General features: G+C 71.5%; 19 protein-coding genes. 5 read left to right on the top strand and 14 right to left on the bottom strand.

Going from position 1 to position 16,467, the window contains the following annotated elements; all coding sequences use genetic code 11:
* Positions 1-22 precede the first annotated feature (22 nt).
* The 4 genes from ACIBH1_RS24025 to ACIBH1_RS24010 are packed head-to-tail and all read right to left on the bottom strand — an operon-like array spanning position 23 to position 2,941.
* Positions 23-850, bottom strand: coding sequence for a hypothetical protein (locus tag ACIBH1_RS24025; RefSeq protein WP_397316125.1), 828 nt, complete (start codon positions 848-850; stop codon positions 23-25).
* A complete protein-coding gene (locus ACIBH1_RS24020) occupies positions 847-1,092 on the bottom strand; it encodes a phosphopantetheine-binding protein (RefSeq protein WP_397316124.1) in 246 nt (81 codons plus the stop codon). Before ACIBH1_RS24020 ends, ACIBH1_RS24025 begins: the two co-directional genes overlap by 4 nt.
* Positions 1,089-1,970, bottom strand: a complete 882-nt coding sequence (locus tag ACIBH1_RS24015; RefSeq protein WP_397316123.1) for a diiron oxygenase — start codon at positions 1,968-1,970, stop codon at positions 1,089-1,091. The genes ACIBH1_RS24020 and ACIBH1_RS24015 overlap by 4 nt, the downstream gene beginning before the upstream one ends.
* 35 nt (positions 1,971-2,005) lie before the next feature.
* A complete protein-coding gene (locus ACIBH1_RS24010; RefSeq protein ID WP_397316122.1) occupies positions 2,006-2,941 on the bottom strand; it encodes a hypothetical protein in 936 nt (311 codons plus the stop codon).
* 267 nt (positions 2,942-3,208) lie between these two features.
* Here ACIBH1_RS24010 and ACIBH1_RS24005 point away from each other — a divergent pair, with 267 nt between their 5' ends.
* Positions 3,209-4,165, top strand: a complete 957-nt coding sequence (locus ACIBH1_RS24005) for an alpha/beta hydrolase (RefSeq protein WP_397316121.1) — start codon at positions 3,209-3,211, stop codon at positions 4,163-4,165.
* Here ACIBH1_RS24005 and ACIBH1_RS24000 read toward each other — a convergent pair.
* Together ACIBH1_RS24000 and ACIBH1_RS23995 are read right to left on the bottom strand one after the other, a co-directional pair.
* A complete protein-coding gene (locus ACIBH1_RS24000; RefSeq protein ID WP_397316120.1) occupies positions 4,162-5,079 on the bottom strand; it encodes a hypothetical protein in 918 nt (305 codons plus the stop codon). The two genes, ACIBH1_RS24005 and ACIBH1_RS24000, sit on opposite strands and share 4 nt — an antisense overlap.
* A 443-nt stretch (positions 5,080-5,522) precedes the next feature.
* A complete protein-coding gene (locus ACIBH1_RS23995) occupies positions 5,523-6,128 on the bottom strand; it encodes a response regulator transcription factor (RefSeq protein WP_397316119.1) in 606 nt (201 codons plus the stop codon).
* A 257-nt stretch (positions 6,129-6,385) separates the two neighbouring features.
* On the opposite strand from ACIBH1_RS23995, the gene ACIBH1_RS23990 reads away from it, so the two are divergent.
* Positions 6,386-7,006 carry a maleylpyruvate isomerase N-terminal domain-containing protein gene (locus ACIBH1_RS23990; protein ID WP_397316118.1) on the top strand — a complete coding sequence of 207 codons (621 nt, stop codon included), beginning with the start codon at positions 6,386-6,388 and terminating at the stop codon, positions 7,004-7,006.
* A gap of 27 nt (positions 7,007-7,033) precedes the next feature.
* On the opposite strand, the gene ACIBH1_RS23985 is transcribed toward ACIBH1_RS23990, so the two are convergent.
* On the bottom strand, positions 7,034-7,387 hold the full coding sequence (locus ACIBH1_RS23985; protein WP_397316117.1) for a nitroreductase/quinone reductase family protein: 354 nt from the start codon (positions 7,385-7,387) through the stop codon (positions 7,034-7,036).
* 60 nt (positions 7,388-7,447) lie between these two features.
* Here ACIBH1_RS23985 and ACIBH1_RS23980 point away from each other — a divergent pair, with 60 nt between their 5' ends.
* Positions 7,448-8,077, top strand: a complete 630-nt coding sequence (locus tag ACIBH1_RS23980; RefSeq protein ID WP_397316116.1) for a TetR/AcrR family transcriptional regulator — start codon at positions 7,448-7,450, stop codon at positions 8,075-8,077.
* A gap of 185 nt (positions 8,078-8,262) precedes the next feature.
* Here the strand turns inward: ACIBH1_RS23980 and ACIBH1_RS23975 are convergent, their stop codons facing one another.
* The 6 genes from ACIBH1_RS23975 to ACIBH1_RS23950 all read right to left on the bottom strand — a co-directional run bounded on the left by ACIBH1_RS23975 (position 8,263) and on the right by ACIBH1_RS23950 (position 14,065).
* Positions 8,263-9,321 (bottom strand): VWA domain-containing protein, encoded by a 1,059-nt coding sequence (locus tag ACIBH1_RS23975; RefSeq protein ID WP_397316115.1) that lies wholly within the window; start codon positions 9,319-9,321, stop codon positions 8,263-8,265.
* Positions 9,322-10,278 (bottom strand): VWA domain-containing protein, encoded by a 957-nt coding sequence (locus ACIBH1_RS23970; RefSeq protein WP_397316114.1) that lies wholly within the window; start codon positions 10,276-10,278, stop codon positions 9,322-9,324.
* A gap of 109 nt (positions 10,279-10,387) precedes the next feature.
* The gene (locus ACIBH1_RS23965) at positions 10,388-11,281 is read right to left on the bottom strand and encodes a DUF58 domain-containing protein (RefSeq protein ID WP_397316113.1); all 894 of its coding nucleotides are present in this window, start codon (positions 11,279-11,281) and stop codon (positions 10,388-10,390) included.
* Between the two features lie 4 nt (positions 11,282-11,285).
* Entirely contained in the window at positions 11,286-12,251 is a 966-nt protein-coding gene (locus tag ACIBH1_RS23960; RefSeq protein WP_397316112.1) for an AAA family ATPase, read from the bottom strand.
* A gap of 14 nt (positions 12,252-12,265) precedes the next feature.
* Complete coding sequence (locus tag ACIBH1_RS23955) at positions 12,266-13,066, bottom strand: S1C family serine protease (protein ID WP_397316111.1); 801 nt, start codon at positions 13,064-13,066, stop codon at positions 12,266-12,268.
* Between the two features lie 111 nt (positions 13,067-13,177).
* The gene (locus ACIBH1_RS23950; RefSeq protein WP_397316110.1) at positions 13,178-14,065 is read right to left on the bottom strand and encodes an ADP-ribosylglycohydrolase family protein; all 888 of its coding nucleotides are present in this window, start codon (positions 14,063-14,065) and stop codon (positions 13,178-13,180) included.
* A 75-nt stretch (positions 14,066-14,140) separates the two neighbouring features.
* Here ACIBH1_RS23950 and ACIBH1_RS23945 point away from each other — a divergent pair, with 75 nt between their 5' ends.
* Positions 14,141-14,869 (top strand): glyoxalase, encoded by a 729-nt coding sequence (locus ACIBH1_RS23945; RefSeq protein ID WP_397316109.1) that lies wholly within the window; start codon positions 14,141-14,143, stop codon positions 14,867-14,869.
* A gap of 289 nt (positions 14,870-15,158) precedes the next feature.
* On the opposite strand, the gene ACIBH1_RS23940 is transcribed toward ACIBH1_RS23945, so the two are convergent.
* Entirely contained in the window at positions 15,159-15,779 is a 621-nt protein-coding gene (locus ACIBH1_RS23940) for a TetR/AcrR family transcriptional regulator (RefSeq protein ID WP_397316107.1), read from the bottom strand.
* Positions 15,780-16,015: 236 nt separating this feature from the next.
* Between ACIBH1_RS23940 and ACIBH1_RS23935 the strand changes: the two genes are divergently transcribed.
* On the top strand, positions 16,016-16,462 hold the full coding sequence (locus tag ACIBH1_RS23935; RefSeq protein WP_397316106.1) for a MarR family winged helix-turn-helix transcriptional regulator: 447 nt from the start codon (positions 16,016-16,018) through the stop codon (positions 16,460-16,462).
* Positions 16,463-16,467 lie beyond the last annotated feature (5 nt).

Here is a 16,467-nt window from a genome sequence, read left to right as displayed (position 1 = left end):
GTGGTGTCCTGGTCGTGAGGGGTCAGAGCAGCCCGGCCACGGCCGCCTGCGCGGCGGCGACGGAGCCGAAGTGGTCCGTCAGCGTGTGCACCCAGCGCTCCAGGCCGAAGGCGAGGCAGCTGGTGTGCGCCGTCTCCTCGCCGACCTGGATGCCGCAGCGCTCGCCGAAGAAGTTGCGGTGGTAGTTGACCGAGCCGATCGCCAGGCCGTTGACGACGAACTCCTCCTTGACGGGGAAGAGCCGCTGCATCTTGGCCTTGCCGCTGTTCTTGTCGAAGAACGGGTCGGTGGCGACCTGCAGCTCCAGGCCGAGCCCGAGCTCGGCGCAGAGCGTGGTCACGGCGTCCTTGGCGCGCAGCAGGTGCGCCTTGGCGGCCTCCTCCGCCCCGATGAAGACGATCTCCCGCATGGTGAAGCCGAGCAGGCGCTGCAGGCCCTGGTAGTAGTCCTCGTTACGGAAGCAGGTCGCCACGGTGGTGCGCATGACGCCGTCGCCCGGCAGGCGCGAGCCGGCCAGGTCGACGTAGATCGCGTAGCAGGCGGCGGACGGCAGGGCGAACGCGGTGGGCTCCATCACCTCGGCGGGCACGTGCTCCACCGGGCGGCGTGCCTGCGCCAGCGTGGCGCCCAGGCGCTGCGGGTCGAGGCGGGTGGCCGCCAGGCCCAGGTGCGGGAAGTTGTCGTAGTAGTCGAAGGTGTCGAGGTCCTGGCAGCGGATCAGGTGCGGGAAGCGGAACTCCGGCGCCTCCCACCCGTCGGCCAGGCGCAGGAACACCGCGTCGATCGCGCGCAGCAGGCGCAGCTGGCCGCCGTCGAGAACGCTCAGGCCGTTGTCGGTCGCCGTGGTCATAGTGTCGCCTTCTGGGTGAAGAATCGTGCTTCGATCGCCTTGAGGGTGCGGAAGTCGTCCAGGTCGAGCTCTTCGGGGTCGATCGCCTCGCCGGTCAGCTCCTCCAGCAGGAAGATGAACTCGACGAAGGCGAGCGAGTTGATCGCCCGGCTGTCGATCAGGTCCAGGTCGTCGGGGATCTCCTCGATCTTGGGGTTGCGCTCGAGGATGAACTCCCTGACCTTCTGCAACGGCTCGCTCATCGCTTGACCAGCTCCCTGCCGACGCCCGCCTTGGAGAGGAACGCCCTGGTGCGCTTGAGCACCTTGTCGTGCGCCTGCACCCGGGCGGGGTGGCCGAGCGCACGCCGGCGCAGCGCCAGCGCGTCCGGGATGCCCGCGTCGCGGTAGGCGGCGGGGTTGTACAACGTGCCGATGCTGTACTGCAGGTAGTCCTCCAGGTATTCGGCGACCACCGGCACCTCCTCCGGATCGCGCCTGGCCACCTGCTTGAGGAGGTTGAGGAAGATCATCCGGCCGAAGGCGACGTGCCTGCTCTCGTCCTGGTGGTGCACCCGGTTGATCTCGCGCGCGATGTGCGGCAGCGACTGGTCGGTCGCCATGAGGGCGTTGTAGTGGTCGACGATCTCCTCGAAGATCAGGATGCGCGCGAACACGATCAGCTCGCGGGCGACCTGCGACAGGTGGTCCACCGAGGCCGCCTTCAGCGTCGGCTGCGCCGGGTAGAGCTTGCCGCCGTAGCGCAGGCAGAACTGCGCGAAGAACCACATGTGCTCGTTTTCCTCACCGATGAAGTGGTGCAGGAATTCCGAGACGTTGGAGTAGGTCCGCTCGTGGATGCGCATGACCACTTCGCTCATCAGCTCGCGGATGCCGTGGATGTTGAGGCTGAAGAAGTTGATTGCCTCGTACTTGGTCAGCGCGAGTTGCTGCTCGCGGGTCAGCTCGTCCCACATCGGCGTGCCGGCCAGCGTGGTCAGGCTCTCGCTCATCCACGGCTTGTCAGGCTCGAGGGCGTCGGGCCATTCGAACATCGTGTACGGGTTGTAGTAGCCGGACTCGGCCATCTGCTCCAGCCGGTCCAGCTCCAGCACGATCGGTTCGATCTCACGTACCGCCATTTTCGCTCGTCTTCCTCGTGGAGTGGCTCGAGAGGTCAGCTTCTGCGCGCGGACCTGATGTCCGCGCGCACCTGGATCGGCAGCGGCGACCCGCATTCGTGGTGGCCGAAGGCCGCGTTGCCCGACGCCGTCGACGGGATGACCTTGTTGTAGATCGATCCCAGGCACAGTTCTTGGAACGGCCCGGTGTCGGGCGAGAGCCTGGCCGCCAGCTGGGCCTTGGCGATGTCGACGGTCCTGGTCGCGCCGTCGTCGTCCTCGACCTCCACGCAGGCGTGCGGCAGGTCGAGCGCGCCGCCCAGGACGCCGCAGAACCAACCGCGCCTGGCCTCGGCCCGGTATCCGGCCTCCCGGAACCGCTCGGCCAGGAACAGGCTCGCCGCGATGCAGCTCGTGGCGCCCAGCGCGTGCACCAGCTCGTGGTCGGCCTGCATCGGGACGGGGATCATCTGCCACCGGTAGCCGGCGTCCAGGTAGTCGCGGGTCAGGCGCCGCAGCACCGGCGAGACCAGCGGGGTGCGCGCTCCGGTCGTGGTGACCATCGCGGAGTACTCCGCCGATCCCCGGCCGCCGGTGAGCGGCGACAGGTCGGCGACCTCTCCCCCGAAGCGCACGACGTCCGGCTCCTCCAGCTTCCAGGCCGCGTCCTCGTCGCATCCGGGGCACTCCAGCGTGACCCGGAAGTCCCAGGTCTTCGGCCGCAGCAGGTCGTCGACCGGACGGCCGGCGAACCGGAAGAGCATGCGGAAGGCCAGCTCCGGCTGCGTGGTCGCCTTGCCGGAGTACATCCCGAGGTTGTAGAGGTCGTTGACGTCGAAGTGCCGCACCCCGGCCCGTTCCTCGTACGGCAGGCCCGCCCCGACGAGCTCGTCGATCTCCGCCCGGTCGGCGCGCAGCATGTCGCGCGCGACGGACTCGGGCTCGACCCTGCTGGAATACGCGGGCGGGATGAATTCGATGGAATTCGCCACCCGTTCCCATAAGACTTGGTGCGGCACAGCTGTCTCCGTTGCTCTATTGTTTCGGATGCCCACAGCACCGACATTGACGGTAGCAGCCGACCGCCAGGAGACAGTAGATTAATTTCACATATCTCGGCGTGCGTTTCACATCATGGCCTCGACCTGCAGTGGAACCATAACTCATGAGAAATTCACTCGCGCGGATGCATTCTTCACAGCCACACGGAGATGCATTTTTATCTACGATGGAATTACTCTGCCGACTGGAGGGCCGCGATGCCGTTGGACCGCATTCTCCGCAACCTGATCACGTGGCAGCGCGCCGGCGGCGCGCCGCTGCCCGCGCGGGAGATGACCATCGAGGCGGCCAGGGAGAAATACCGGGCCAACGCCTGGCGGCCGCGCCGCGACGGCGGTCCCCACGCGAGCGTGCGCGCGGCCGACCGGGCGATCGGGACGGCCGACGGCTCGTCGATCCTGTGCCGGGTGTACACCCCGGAGGCCGACTTCGGACGCGTGATCACCTTCCTGCACGGCGGCGGGTGGGTGCTGGGCGACCTCGACAGCCACGACTCGGCCTGCCGCATGATGGCGGCGTCGCTGGGCGCGGTGGTCGTGTCGGCCGGCTACCGGCGGGCGCCGGAGTTCCCCTACCCCACACCGCTGCTCGACGCCGCCGACGCGGCCCGCTGGACGAGCCGGACGTTCCCCGGCCGCGACCACGTGATCGCCGGTGACAGCGCGGGCGCCCACATGGCGCTCGGCATCGCGATGCGGGCGCGCGAGAGCGGCGACCTGCCGCTCGCCGCGCTGCTGCTGGTGTACCCGCCCGTCGATCCGAGCCTGCGCATCGCCGCCGCCTGCGAGCACCCCGACGGGTACCTTCTGAGCGTCGACGACATGGCCTGGCACTACGAGCTGTACGTCCCCGACCCGCGGCGGCGACGCGAGCCGCTCGTCGACCTCATCAACGCCGACCTGCGCGGGCTGCCGCCGACGGTGCTGGCCACGGCCGAGTTCGACCCGCTGCGCGACGAGGGGGCCGAGCTGGCCGAGCGGCTGTGCGCGGCCGGCGTGCCGGTCCGTTACGTGCCGGGTCCCGGGCTGGTGCACGGCTACTTCCTGATGCAGGAGGTCGTGCCGGCGGCGGCCGCGTGCGCGCGGCGGGTGGTCCAGGAGCTCGACGCGGTCCTCAGGTCGGCGCCGGTCCAGGCCGCTCGGGGTGAGCGCTAGTGCGACGGCCCGACGGGTTTGCAGGTCATCACCCTGCGTGCCCGCTGCTGGGCGGCGTGCTTGGCCCGCAGGGTGTTGCGGACCACCTCTCCGGTCACGGTGACGATCACCTGCGGCGCGATGCGCTCGGCGCGCAGGGTGAGCGGGTACTGCCGCCTGGCCAGGTCGCCGGCGGGCGGCACGCCGCAGATCTGGTCGTAGCCGGTGGCCCTGATGTCCCACACCTGGACCCGCCACTGGGTGTCGTGCTCGTCCTCGTGGAGGAAGAACTCCGCCGCGCCCGGCGCGCGCTCGACGAGCCGGTGAAGGTAGGAGTCGAGCGCCGCCCGCGCGAAGTCCTCGGGGCTGCCCCGCAGCTCGTCGGCCACGCCGCGCCCGACCACGTCGCCGAAGTCGACGATCCACGACCAGCGGCGTTCCTGGTTGTCCTTCGTCTCGATGACGAAGGCGTACGGCCTGGCCTGGGCCTCCCCTCGCGCGCTGCGCACGGCACGGTCCATCAGGTGCCGCACGTCGGAGGGGCCCTGTGCCCTGCCGTACAGGCCGTAGGCGCCCTCGGGCAGGCTGATGACGTGCACCACGGCCTTCGGTTGCGGATTGCCCTCCGCCTCGCCCAGTTCGGTGGTGATGCGGGAGATCAGGTAGTCGCTCATCTCGGTGCCCCACATGCCGGCGATCACGTTGACGATGTACCGGGGGCCCTGCGCGGCGTCGAGCAGGTGACCGCCCGCGTTCCAGACCTCCTCCTCGCGCACCACCACGTGGGTGAGCTCGTCGAGCAGGTCGACCACGTCGGGGGCGACGCTCCCGCCCGCCGCGGCCAGCAGATGCCGTCCGGTCAGCCGCCCTGCCAGCCTGCGGCGTTCTCGTTCATCGAACACGCCCTTGGGCACCAGCAGCTCAACGAACAGCATCGTCGGTTGGTCCTTTCCAAGACGGGCCGATCGGTCAACACGCTCCCCGTGACCACCACCCCCCGGGGTCGCCGGCTCCTACCTCCGCCCGTCGCCCGCACCCGGTGTCTCCCACGGCCGGGCGGCGTCTTCACGCTCCGGCCGCCGTCCTTCTGGTCCAGGTTGCGGCAGTCCACCACGATCACCACTTCCTCGAGCCGCCCGGTCACTCCGAAAGCGTCCGATTCCCGCCCGCTGAAGAGCGCTGATGCGTTCTCGTGATTGAAATCGAGGCTACCATGATCATGGTTTCTCATCCAGCGGCGGCACGGCAGAGGTGAGAATCGCGTGACAAGGCGTTAAGAACTCATTCATTCACTGTTTGAAAGAAGTCCCGGGAGTCCACGCCGCTGGGGACGCCCGCCCGTATCCGTGCTTTTCCTGCACCCCGAAAACCGGGCCGCTCAAATCCAGTGCGAATCGCGGGCGATCCGCAACGCGTCTATCCGGTTGCGCGCCCCCAGCTTCGCCACCACGGAGGACAGATAGTTGCGCACCGTCCCCTCCGACAGGTGCAGCCGGGCCGCGACCTCCAGCACCGTGTCGCCCTGGGCGACGTACTCCAGCACCGACAGCTCCCGCAGCGTCAACGGGCATCCCCCGTTGGCCAGCGCGGCGACCGTCAGCTCCGCGTCGAACACGCGCTCACCCTGGTGGACCCGGTGAATGGCGTCGAAGAACTGGCGCGGCGGGGCGCTGCGCTGCACCATGCCGTCGATCCCGCTGGTGAAGGCCTGGCGGACGATGGTGCGGCTGAAGGCCGAGGCCAGGAGCAGGCTCCTGCACCCCGGAAGAGTGGCGATCTTCTCGGCGATGACGATCGCGTCGGTGTCGGCGCCTTCGAAGCTGATGATCGCGACGTCCGGGCGATGCGTCTCCGCGCATTCCAGGGCGTCGAGACTCGCGTCGGCAGAACCGACCACGCGGATGTCGTCGCTTCGCTCCAGCAACGCGGTGAGTGCGCAGCGGGATAATTGCAGGTCGTCGGAGACCATGACATCGATGGGCACTTGAAGCCTCCCATTGTTCATCTCAGTAGGACCGCACAATGGGTCGCGATGTGCGACTCACTCACCATGACGAATTGATGTGGCGATCACCCTGCTTCCTATGTTGATTTGCCGAACGGCACAAGGGGTGGAGCCACTTACTCACACTTACTGACATAGGCACTTGCATGAATCATACGCGTACGAAAAGCCTTTCTCAAGAGCGGATAGCCAGGCCTTCCCCTGGTGGGGGCCCAGGTGCGGGCTAGGGTGTGGGCATGCCGTCGAGCGGCGCCGACGTGCGCCTTGCCGTCGCCCTGAGCGTGAAGGTTCTCACCGGCGTCCCCGCCGCCCGGTGGGACGCGCCCGCGGGCACCCTGGAATGGACCTGCCGGGAGACCCTCGAGCACCTGGCCGACGACCTGCTGACCTACGCCCTGCGCTTCGGGCTCGCACAGCCGATGGCGGTGCCCAGGGTGCCGCTGCGGATCACCCACGACCGGCCAGGCGGGCCGGGCAACGTCGTGTTCGGCGACGCGGCGGCGGGTCCCGAAGGGCTCCTCACCGTCGTCGAGGCCTGCGGCGGGCTGCTGGCGCTGGCCGTCGACGCGGCCGCGCCCGGCACCCTGGCACCCCACGTGTTCGGCGCCTCCGATCCCGAGGGCTTCGCCGCGATGGGCGTCGTGGAGACGCTCGTGCACACGCACGACATCGCCGAAGGGCTGGGACTGACCTGGGAGGCGCCCCAGGACCTGAGCGAACGGGCCCTGGCGCGGCTGTTCCCCGACGTCCCCGTCGTGGAGGCCCCGTGGCCGAGCCTGCTGTGGGCCACCGGCCGCATCGACCAACCGGGCCGGCCCCGCCGCATCGACTGGCGCTGGTACGGCACGCCGCGCTGAAGGGCCCGCCCCGCCGATCGCAGGGCGTCAGCCGTCGAGGCGGACGGTCACGGTGACGCGGCGAGGGCCGACGCGCTTCGCGACCGCGTGCCCGCTCCGGTCGGCGCCGTCCAGTTCGAGCGAGATCGGGCCGCCCTCGCCGGTGAAGTTGCGCCACCAGCGCTTGGCGTCGGGGAACTGGACGGGGATCGTGACCGTGTCCCCCTTGCGGCGGAACCCGACGGGCGTGCTGACGGTCCGACCGGTGCGGCGCCCCGTGTAGGTGACGACGGTGAGGTGCCTGCGCACGAGACGGCCCACCCGAGGAGAGGTCCGCAACGACAGGACACACGCGTTGACCCGGCCGACCAACTGCTGAGGGAGGGGACCCTGGAATGGCATGACCCCCACCGTATTAGCGTAAGTGGAGAGCATCGTCCATTTGCCCGGGAAGTGAGAGACATGAGCACCCAGGCCTCTCACCAGCCGTTGCGCTCCGACGCGCGCTCCAACCGCGACCGCATCGTCGAGGTCGCCAGCGAACTGTTCGCCAGACGCGGGCTCGACGTGCCGATGGCGGCGATCGCCCGCCACGCCGGCGTGGGGGCGGCCACGCTCTACCGGCGCTTCCCCACCAAGGAGTCGCTCGTCACCGAGGTCTTCGCCGACCGGTTCCACGCGTGCGCGTCGGTGGTCGACGCCGCGCTGGCCGACCCCGACCCCTGGCGCGGATTCCGCACCGCCGTCGAGCGGGTCTGCGCCATGCAGGCGGCCGACCGCGGGTTCAGCGCGGCGTTCATCGCGGCCTTTCCCCAGGCGGTGGACGTCGAGGGGCAACGGCTGCGCGCCGTGGAGAGCTTCACCGAGCTGACGCGCCGCGCCAAGGCGGCGGGACGGCTGCGCGCCGACTTCCAGCTGGACGACCTCTTCCTGCTGCTGGTGGCCAACGGCGGCCTGGCCTCCCGGTCCGCCGAGAACGCCGCGGCGGCCTCACGGCGGCTCGTCGCGTACATGCTCAGCGCCTTCCGCGCCGAGGGAGCGGAGCCCCTCCCACCGCCCGCCCGGCTCGACCTGCTCGACCTGCTCACCTAGCCCGCCGCACCCGCGCCCGACTCGCACCGCTGCCGGAAGCCGGGAGGCGGACGGCGGACGGCGGACGGCGGGAGCCGGAAGCCCCAGGCGGGAGCCGGAAGCCCCAGGCGGGAGCCGGAAGCCCCAGGCGGGAGCCGGGAGCCGCCCGACACTCGCCAGGTCACGTTCGCCTGGCGCGGGCCGGGTCACGTTCGCCGGGCGCGGTTCCACCACAGCGACAGCGCCGTCGCCAGGCCCGCGAGCAGGCCGCCGAGCACCGCGAACCACGCCGACAGGTCGCGCTGCTCGTGCACGACGCTGAACGTGCCCGGCAGGTCGGCGAGCACGTCGTGGAGCTGTCCCGCGTCCTCGGCGCGGCTGTAGGTGCCGCCCGTGGTCGCCGCGACCTCCTTGAGCGCCGCCTCGTCGATCACGCCCCGGCTGCGCCACCCGCCGCCGCCGCGCCCGCTGTCGAAGCCGCCCCGTCCCCCGAACCCGCCGAACCCGCCGTCGATCTGCGAGCTGTCGCACACCGCCGGCGCGGGCGTCGTGGTGCCGAAGCCGATCGTGAAGACGCGCACCCGCCGCAGCGCCGCCTGGTCGGCGGCCGTCATCGGGTCGACCCCCCGGGTGTTCCGCCCGTCGGTGAGGACGACGATGGCGGCGCTCGCGTGCCCTTCCTGGCCGGGTTCGCCGGGGTCGGCCCCGGTCGGCGGGATCGACGGGTCGACCTCGGCGAGGGCGTCGAGGGAGGCGAGGATGGCCTGCCCGATCGCGGTGCCCCGGTAGGTGACCAGGCCGTCGAGCGCCTTCAGCAGCTCGTCGGTGTCGTCGGTGGGCGGCACGAGCAGTCCGGCCGTCCCGGCGAAGGTGACGAGCCCGATGCGCGGCCCACCGCGCTGCGACTCGATGAACTCCTTGGCCGCCTCCCGCGCCGCGGTGATGCGGTTGGGGTCGACGTCGGTGGAGCACATCGATCCGGAGACGTCGAGGGCGAGCAGGATCGTCGCAGAGGTCAGCGGCACCGGCACGGTGGCCTGGGGACGGGCCGCGCCGACGCCGAGCGCCACGAGCCCGGCCGCCAGCAGTGCGGCGGGGATGCGCCGCTGCCATCGGGTACGGCCCGGCAGCGCCGTACGGACCAGCGCGATCGAGGTGACCCTGACGGCGGCGCGGCGGCGACGGCGGCTCCACCACCACTGCAACGCGAAGATCAGCGGCAGGACCAGGAGCGCGGCGAGCGCCCAGGGCCAGGAGAGCGACATTCAGATCACCCGCCCCGATCGGAGGATGGTGAGCGCCGAGCCCGCGCCGAGCAGCGCGAGCGCGCAGCAGATGAGCGCCCCGGCCAGCGGCACCGGCTCGTCGGAGACGGTGAGCCGCAGGTCGATGGCCGAGGCGACGGAGCCGAGGTCGCCCGCCGTGGAGGCGGGATGGTAGGTGCCTCCGGTGGCCTCGGCGACGGCGGTCAGGGCCTCGGGGTCGAGGGCGGTCTGCAGGCGGTAGCCGTCGACCTTGACCGAGGTTCCCGCGGTGGTGCCGACCCCGACGGTGTCGATGTGGACCCCGGCCCTGGCGGCCAGGTCGGCCGCCTCGTCGGCGCGGGCGCCCAGGTCGTGGCCGTCGGAGATGATCACGATGGTCGCCGAGGGCCAGTAGCCGAGGTCGGGAGGGTTGTCGTCCTGGCCGCGCGCGAGCGCGACCGGCTTGCCGGTGATGGCGCTGAGCGAGCCGGTGATGGCCGCGGCCAGCGAGGTGCCGCCGGTCACCTTGAGCCGGTCGATCGCGGCCACGGCGCGGGTGTGGTCGGCGTCGGGGCGGGCGGTGGTGAGGGCGCCCTCCTCGAAGGCGACGACGCCGATGTCGACGCTGGCCGGCTGGTCCTCGATGAAGGACCGGGCGACCTGCTGGGCCGCGGCCAGCCGCGAGGGGGCGATGTCGGTGGCGCCCATGCTGCCCGAGACGTCGACGGCCAGGATGACGACCCCCGCGGCGCGTGGCACCGGGATGAGGGCGGCGGGCCCTGAGGCGGCGACGGCGAGTACGGCCAGCCCCGCCAGCGTCAGCCACACCCCGAGCCCGGACCGCCCGGCTCCCCGCGCGGCCACGCCCGCCTCGGCCAGCAGCGCCGCCCGCCGCCTGGCGAACCGCACGGCGACGACGGCCAGCGCCACCACCAGGAGCAGGCCGGCGGCGAGCAGCACGGGAGTGTCGAAGGTCATGTGGCCCCCTTCGTCTGCCGCATCGGCGGTGTCGCGGCGCCCGACCCCGGACGGGACCGCATCGGAGCGGTCGCGGCGCCCGACCCCGGACGGGACCACGTCGGCGCGGTCACAGCGGCCGGTCCCGGGTGCGGGTGACGAGTTCCACGAGCGCCTCCGCCAGGTCCCTGCCGGTGTCGATGCGGTGGAGCGGCACGCCGGCCTGCCGCATGCCGTACTCCAGCCGGTGGTCGCGCGCGTCGACGGCCTCGCGGAACCTGACCCGGAACAGCTCGTCGCCCGAGTCGACGACCAGCTGCTCGCCGGTCTCGGTGTCCTCGACCACGATGAGCCCCGCGGCGGGCAGCGCGTCGTCGGCGCTGTCGGCGATCCGCAGCGCGACGACCTCGTGCCGTCTGCTCAGGCGCAGCAGCGCCCGCTCCCATTCGCCCTCGCCGATGAAGTCGGAGAGCACGAGGACGAGGCTGCGGCGGCGGGCCAGCCGTCCCGCCGCGTCGAGCATGGCGGCCAGGTCCGTGGTGGGACCGCCGCGCGCCTGCTCGGTGCGCTGCAGCTCGGCCCCGATGCGCAGCACGTGGCGGCGCCCGCCTCCCGGTGGCACGACACGCAGCGGCGCGGTGCCCGCGTTGTCGTAGAGCAGCGCGCCGACCCGGTCGCCTCCCCTGCTGAACAGCCGCGCCAGCACGATCGCGAGCTCGGCCAGCACCTCGTGCTTGCCGCGTCCCGGCCGTCCCGCCGTCATCGACGCCGACCGGTCGAGGACGAGCCAGACCGTCAGCTCGCGGTCCTCGTGGAAGACGCGGATCTGCGGCTCGTCGAGGCGGGCGGTCACGTTCCAGTCGATGTGGCGGGCGTCGTCGCCGTCGCCGTAGGCCCGCAGGCCGGCCAGGTCCAGCCCGGAGCCGCGGCGCAGGGTGCGGTGCGCGCCCTGGATCTGGCCGTCGAGGCGGCGGATGACCTTCCACTCCAGGTGGAGGAGGAGTTTTTCCGGGGTGGCTGCCATCGGCTCACCGGTTCTGCAGGACGACGTCGGGGGCCCGTACGGCACCGAGCACGCGGGTGATCACGGTGTCGGGGTCGACGTCGTCGGCGAGCGCCTCGTAGGACAGGACGACGCGGTGCCTGAGCACGTCGAGGGCGAGCTCCGACAGGTCCTGCGGGAGCGCGTACTCCCTGCCGCGCAGGAAGGCCAGGGCGCGGGCGCCGGTGACCAGGGCGATGGAGGCGCGGGGGCTGGCCCCGTAGGTCACGTACCTGTCCAGCTCGCCCAGTCCCGCGGTGCCCGGCGACCGGGTCGCGGCGACCAGCCGTACGGCGTAGTCCACGATGGCCGGGTCGACGTACACCTCCCGCGCCCGCTCGCGCATGGCGACCAGGTCCTCGGTGCTGAGCATCGGCTGTGTCGGCTCCGGCGGGCGCAGCGCGCGATCGACGATCGCGTGCTCCTCCTCCCGGCTCGGGTAGTCGACGACGACCTTCATCATGAACCGGTCGACCTGCGCCTCCGGCAGCGGATAGGTGCCCTCGGACTCGATGGGGTTCTCTGTCGCCATGACCAGGAACGGCTCGGGCACCGGGAAGGTCTCGCGGCCGATGGTGACCTGGTGCTCCTGCATGACCTCCAGGAGCGCGCTCTGCACCTTGGCGGGGGCGCGGTTGATCTCGTCGGCCAGCAGCAGGTTGGTGAAGACGGGTCCCAGCTCGGTCTGGAACTCGCCGGTGTGCTGGCGGTAGACGCGGGTGCCGACGAGGTCGGCGGGCACCAGGTCGGGGGTGAACTGGATGCGCTGGAACTGCCCGGCGATGGAGGCGGCCAGCGACTTGACCGCGAGGGTCTTGGCCAGGCCGGGCACGCCCTCCACAAGCAGGTGGCCGTCGGCCAGCAGGGCGACGGCCATGCGTTCGAGCAGCACGTCCTGGCCGACGATCGTCCGCTTGACCTCGAACAGCACCTGCTCGAGCGGGTTCGTCATGGGCGTTCCTTCCTTCATATGCGCCCGCTGCTTCCCGGGCCTTCGCCTTCGGTGCCGCCGAGCGCCGCGCCGATCGGCACCGCGAAGGCGATGCCGGCGAACGCCTGGTCCTTGCCCGGGTCGGCGATCGACACGACGATGCCGATGACCAGGCCCTGCTCGTTGAGGAGCGGTCCGCCCGAGCTGCCGGGGTTGACCGAGGCGTCGAACTGGATGAGCCCGGCCACTCCCCTGCTCTTGATGTCGGTGCTGCGGTCCAGGCCGGAGATGACGCCGGTGGAGACGCTGTAGGTCAGGCCGAGGGGGTTGCCGATGGCGACCACGGAGCCGCCCACGTCGGCGCTGCCGCCCAGGACGGCGGGCACCAGGATCTCGGGCAGTTCGGCGGGCAGGAGCGTGGCGATGTCCTGGGCGGGGTTCGAGGCGGTGACCTTGGCGCGGGCCTTGGTGCCGTCGGCGAACGTCACGGTGATGTCCTTCTCGCCGGCGATGACGTGGTCGGCGGTGAGGATGGTGCCGTCGTCGGCGGCGACCACGCCGGCGCCGATGGAGTCGCCCGCGTTGATGACGACCACGGAGGGGCCGACCGCCTGGAAGATCTCCGGCACGGTCGGCGGCGGCGTCTCGGTCGGCGACGGTGACGCGCTCGCCGCGCTGAGCGTGTCGGAGACGGCGCCGAGCCGGTAGGTGAGCATCGCGACCACCACCGCCAGGGCCGCCACGACCACGACGAGGGTCACCAGCAGCGGGCGTGAGGCTCCGGCCGGTGGCCGGGGCGGCACCGCCTCGGCGGGCACGTCTGGCGCGCGCTCCATCGCCCCAGCGTACGAAGACGGTTCAAAGTTCACCAATAGCCGGAAAATGAGAATTAGTTGAGAATATGTCGCATTCATCCGCCTTGGTGAGCCCAGTCGGGCGCTACCCGCTCAGCTCAGGACGGCCCCTGCCCATTCCGGCAACGGTTCGCACGACTCCAGCCACGGCCGGGGCGGACGGGTGCGGGCGCCGAGGATGCCGCCCACGATGGCGCACGTGGTGTCGACGTCGCCCCCGGCACTCGCGGTCGCCCAGAAGGCGCGCTCGAAGTCGTCGAGGTGACAGGCCGCCGCCCACAGCGTGAACGGCACCGTGTCCTGGGCCGAGACCTGCCGGCCGTTGCCCAGCGCGCGGGCGGCCACCACCGGATCGCGCACCGTGAGCAGGCGCCGCGCCTCCTGCCCGCCGTCGCGGACCAGGCTCGCCGGGGTGTGCGCGAGCACCTCGTCCAGGAAGGCGCCGGGCGACAGCGCGGCCCCCGTGCTCGCCACCGCCGCCGCCACCGCGACGGCCACGGCACCGGCGACGGCCTCCGGGTGGGTGTGCGTCACCAGAGCCGACGACTCCGCCTGCCGTACGGCAAGCGCCAGGTCGCCGGCGAACCAGGCGCCCAGCGGGGCGACGCGCATCGCCGCGCCGTTGCCCCACGAGCCGCGCCCGCCGAACAACTCCGCCGCCAGCACACGCCAGTCGCCGCCCTCCTGACGGATCTGGCGCAGCATCCGCCCCGTGGCGGGCCCGTATCCCCGGTCGAAGTCGTGGTGCTCCGCGAAACCGGCCGCGAGCGCGTCCTGATCGACGCCGCCGTGGTCCATCAGGACGCGGTAGACGGAGCAGGCCATCTCGGTGTCGTCGGTCCACTGCCACGGCGCAGGCGGCAGGGCCCGGTCGGCGAGGTGCGGAAGGTGGGCGGGGACGAAGAATTGCGACCCCAGGGCGTCGCCCACGGCCAGGCCACGAAGGGAGGCGGACGCGCGGGTCAGGGAATCGGATGGCATCGCGTCACATTCTGGCAGGCCGCCCCTGGACCGCTCCATATGCGAGTTCGCCCCATCGGTGCCAGCATCGGGCGGGTGAGCGAGAGCACGATTCACCCCAACGAGACCACCGTGCCCTTGATGCCGTGCGCGTCCCTGGAGGAGACGGCGGCGTTCTACGAGATGCTCGGCTTCGAGGCCACCTATCGGCAGAGCAGGCCGTACGTCTACCTGGCCATGCGCTGGAGCGGCTTCGACCTGCACTTCGGTCCGGCGCCCAGGGGCCTCGACCCGTCGCGTGAGGAGTCGGGCGGGTGCCTGGTGATGGTCGACGCGGTCGCGCCCTATCACGCGGCCTTCGTCGCGGCGATGCGGCGGGCGCACGGCAAGGTGCTGAGCTCGGGGCTGCCGCGCATCACGCGTTTCCGGCCGGGCGCGTCGCGGTTCACCATCGTCGACCCGTCCGGCAACTCGATCATGTTCATCCAGCGCGACGAGCCCGTGGAGCTGGAGTACGGCGGGGCGAAGGAGCTGGCCGGGCTGGCCAGGGCGCTCGACAACGTGCGCATCCTGCGGGAGTTCAAGAACGACGACCTGCAGGCGTTCCGCGCGCTCAAGTCGGCGATGCGCAGGCACGGCGCGGTCGCGCCGGTCGCCGAGCGGGCCGTCGCCCTCGTCACCCTCCTCGACCTGGCCGCCGGGCTGGGCGAGCCGGAGCGGCCGTGGCTGGGCGACCTGCGCGCGCTGGAGCTGTCCGCCGAGGACAGGCGGCGCGTCGAGACGGAGCTGGGTCACCTGCCCGGCCTCCAGGAATGGCTCGGGTGAACGGCATGACCCCGTATCTGTCGGACGACGACCTCGAGCGTTCGGACGTCGTCGCCAACTGCGCGATGAACCGCGAACGCCGCCTGGCCGGCTACGAGCGCGAGCTCGGCCTGGACGTGGCCGCCTTCCTGACCGGCAGGCCGGGCCCGGTGCGGTGGCTCGACCTGTGCTGCGGCACCGCGACCGCCCTGTTCGAGGCCGCGGCCGTCCTGCCGGGCGAGGCGGAGATCGTCGGCGTGGACCTGGTCGGCTTCTTCGCCGGCCCGCCCGACCGCGGCGGGCGGGTAGGTCAGCGGGCCGCGAGCATGCGGTCGATCAGCGTGTGCAGGTGCCGGCGGAACTCCTCCAGCTGGGCGGGCGGCTGGGCGCCGATGCTGGGCGAGTGGCGGCCGTTGACCGACATGCCGCCGGCGAGGAAGCCGAACACGCACCACACGACCGTCCGCACCAGGTACTCCACGTTCACGTCCGATGGCACCATCCCCGCGCTGAGCCCGGCGATGACGGCCACCTGGGGCTCGACGTACTCCGCCTCCAGTTCGCCCACGTCGGCGGCGTCGCCCATCCACCGGTGCATCCAGAGCGACAGGATGAGCGGGTGGTCGGCGTAGAAGTCGAGGTAGGCGTCGACGGCGGCGTGGGGGTTGAGGCCCTGCTCACCGGCCGAGGCGACGACCTGGGCCATCATGTCCTGTTCCGCCTGGTAGGCCCGCTGCATGACCTTTCGGTACAGCTCGCGCCGGCCGCCGGTTCTGCGCACCAGCGTCTGGGTGTCCATCCCGGTGGCGTCGGCCAGGGTCTGGGCGCTGGTGGAGTCGTAGCCGAGCTCTGCGAACAGACGGGTCGCCACCTCGACGACGGGACCCAGGTCCGTGTCGTCGGCTGATGGTGCGGATCCGGCAGCGGACATGGTCGACCTTCCACTTCAGGGGTTGTGGCCTTCCAGCCTGGGTCATCGCGGGCCATGTCCAGGTAGCCTCGCCGTGCTTCCTCGTCAAAGGCTCGGCAGGGGAGGTCAAGGAAAGATCCGTGCGGCAGGAACGTGGCGCCGGATGCATCCGCCGGGGCCGGCGTCACGAAGATCCCAGGTGAGGGTGGTGGGGTGGAGGGGAGGACCGGTGTCCCGGCTAGGCTGGTGGGATGGGCATGTCGGATGAGCGCGTCGGCACCGTCGATCCCAGGGAGACCGACATCCGATCGTGGCCCACGGGGCGTCTGCTGTCGGTGGCGGCGCGCGTGGTGGAGGCCCGCTATCACGCCTATCTGGCGACGCACGGGCTGACCCACGCCGGGCTGATCGCGCTGCACCATCTGCGGGAGTGGCCGCGCACGCAGCGCGAGCTGGCCACGTTGTGCCGCGTCACCGACCAGACCATGAGCCGCACCGTGAGGCATCTGAGCCGCGCGGGCTATGTCGGCAGGCGCCCCGACGAGCAGGACCGGCGACGTACCCGGGTCGACATCACCCCGGCGGGCGCCGACGTGCTGGCGATGGTGTGGGAGGCGGAGCGCGGGTCCGACCGGCTGCTGGGCGTGGTCGACGACTACGAGGCCTTCCGCCGCCAGCTCATCCAGCTGATCACGGTCACATGAGCGCG

It is taken from the genome of Nonomuraea sp. NPDC050663, from assembly GCF_044456985.1.
In the GTDB taxonomy this organism is placed as follows: domain Bacteria; phylum Actinomycetota; class Actinomycetes; order Streptosporangiales; family Streptosporangiaceae; genus Nonomuraea.
Note: the sequence above shows the minus strand (reverse complement) of the source record. Positions and strands in the feature narration are given on the sequence as shown.

Excerpts from the sequence above, each read along its gene's own strand:
- ACIBH1_RS23990 (WP_397316118.1), top strand. The coding sequence starts at position 6,386 with ATGCCGTCGAGCGGCGCCGACGTGCGCCTTGCCGTCGCCCTGAGCGTG.
- ACIBH1_RS24000 (WP_397316120.1), bottom strand. The coding sequence starts at position 5,079 with ATGCTGTTCGTTGAGCTGCTGGTGCCCAAGGGCGTGTTCGATGAACGA.
- ACIBH1_RS23985 (WP_397316117.1), bottom strand. The coding sequence starts at position 7,387 with ATGCCATTCCAGGGTCCCCTCCCTCAGCAGTTGGTCGGCCGGGTCAAC.
- ACIBH1_RS23940 (WP_397316107.1), bottom strand. The coding sequence starts at position 15,779 with ATGTCCGCTGCCGGATCCGCACCATCAGCCGACGACACGGACCTGGGT.
- ACIBH1_RS23975 (WP_397316115.1), bottom strand. The coding sequence starts at position 9,321 with ATGTCGCTCTCCTGGCCCTGGGCGCTCGCCGCGCTCCTGGTCCTGCCG.
- ACIBH1_RS24015 (WP_397316123.1), bottom strand. The coding sequence starts at position 1,970 with ATGGCGGTACGTGAGATCGAACCGATCGTGCTGGAGCTGGACCGGCTG.
- ACIBH1_RS23950 (WP_397316110.1), bottom strand. The coding sequence starts at position 14,065 with ATGCCATCCGATTCCCTGACCCGCGCGTCCGCCTCCCTTCGTGGCCTG.
- ACIBH1_RS23980 (WP_397316116.1), top strand. The coding sequence starts at position 7,448 with ATGAGCACCCAGGCCTCTCACCAGCCGTTGCGCTCCGACGCGCGCTCC.
- ACIBH1_RS24005 (WP_397316121.1), top strand. The coding sequence starts at position 3,209 with ATGCCGTTGGACCGCATTCTCCGCAACCTGATCACGTGGCAGCGCGCC.
- ACIBH1_RS23935 (WP_397316106.1), top strand. The coding sequence starts at position 16,016 with ATGTCGGATGAGCGCGTCGGCACCGTCGATCCCAGGGAGACCGACATC.
- ACIBH1_RS24020 (WP_397316124.1), bottom strand. The coding sequence starts at position 1,092 with ATGAGCGAGCCGTTGCAGAAGGTCAGGGAGTTCATCCTCGAGCGCAAC.
- ACIBH1_RS23965 (WP_397316113.1), bottom strand. The coding sequence starts at position 11,281 with ATGGCAGCCACCCCGGAAAAACTCCTCCTCCACCTGGAGTGGAAGGTC.
- ACIBH1_RS23955 (WP_397316111.1), bottom strand. The coding sequence starts at position 13,066 with ATGGAGCGCGCGCCAGACGTGCCCGCCGAGGCGGTGCCGCCCCGGCCA.
- ACIBH1_RS23960 (WP_397316112.1), bottom strand. The coding sequence starts at position 12,251 with ATGACGAACCCGCTCGAGCAGGTGCTGTTCGAGGTCAAGCGGACGATC.
- ACIBH1_RS24025 (WP_397316125.1), bottom strand. The coding sequence starts at position 850 with ATGACCACGGCGACCGACAACGGCCTGAGCGTTCTCGACGGCGGCCAG.
- ACIBH1_RS23970 (WP_397316114.1), bottom strand. The coding sequence starts at position 10,278 with ATGACCTTCGACACTCCCGTGCTGCTCGCCGCCGGCCTGCTCCTGGTG.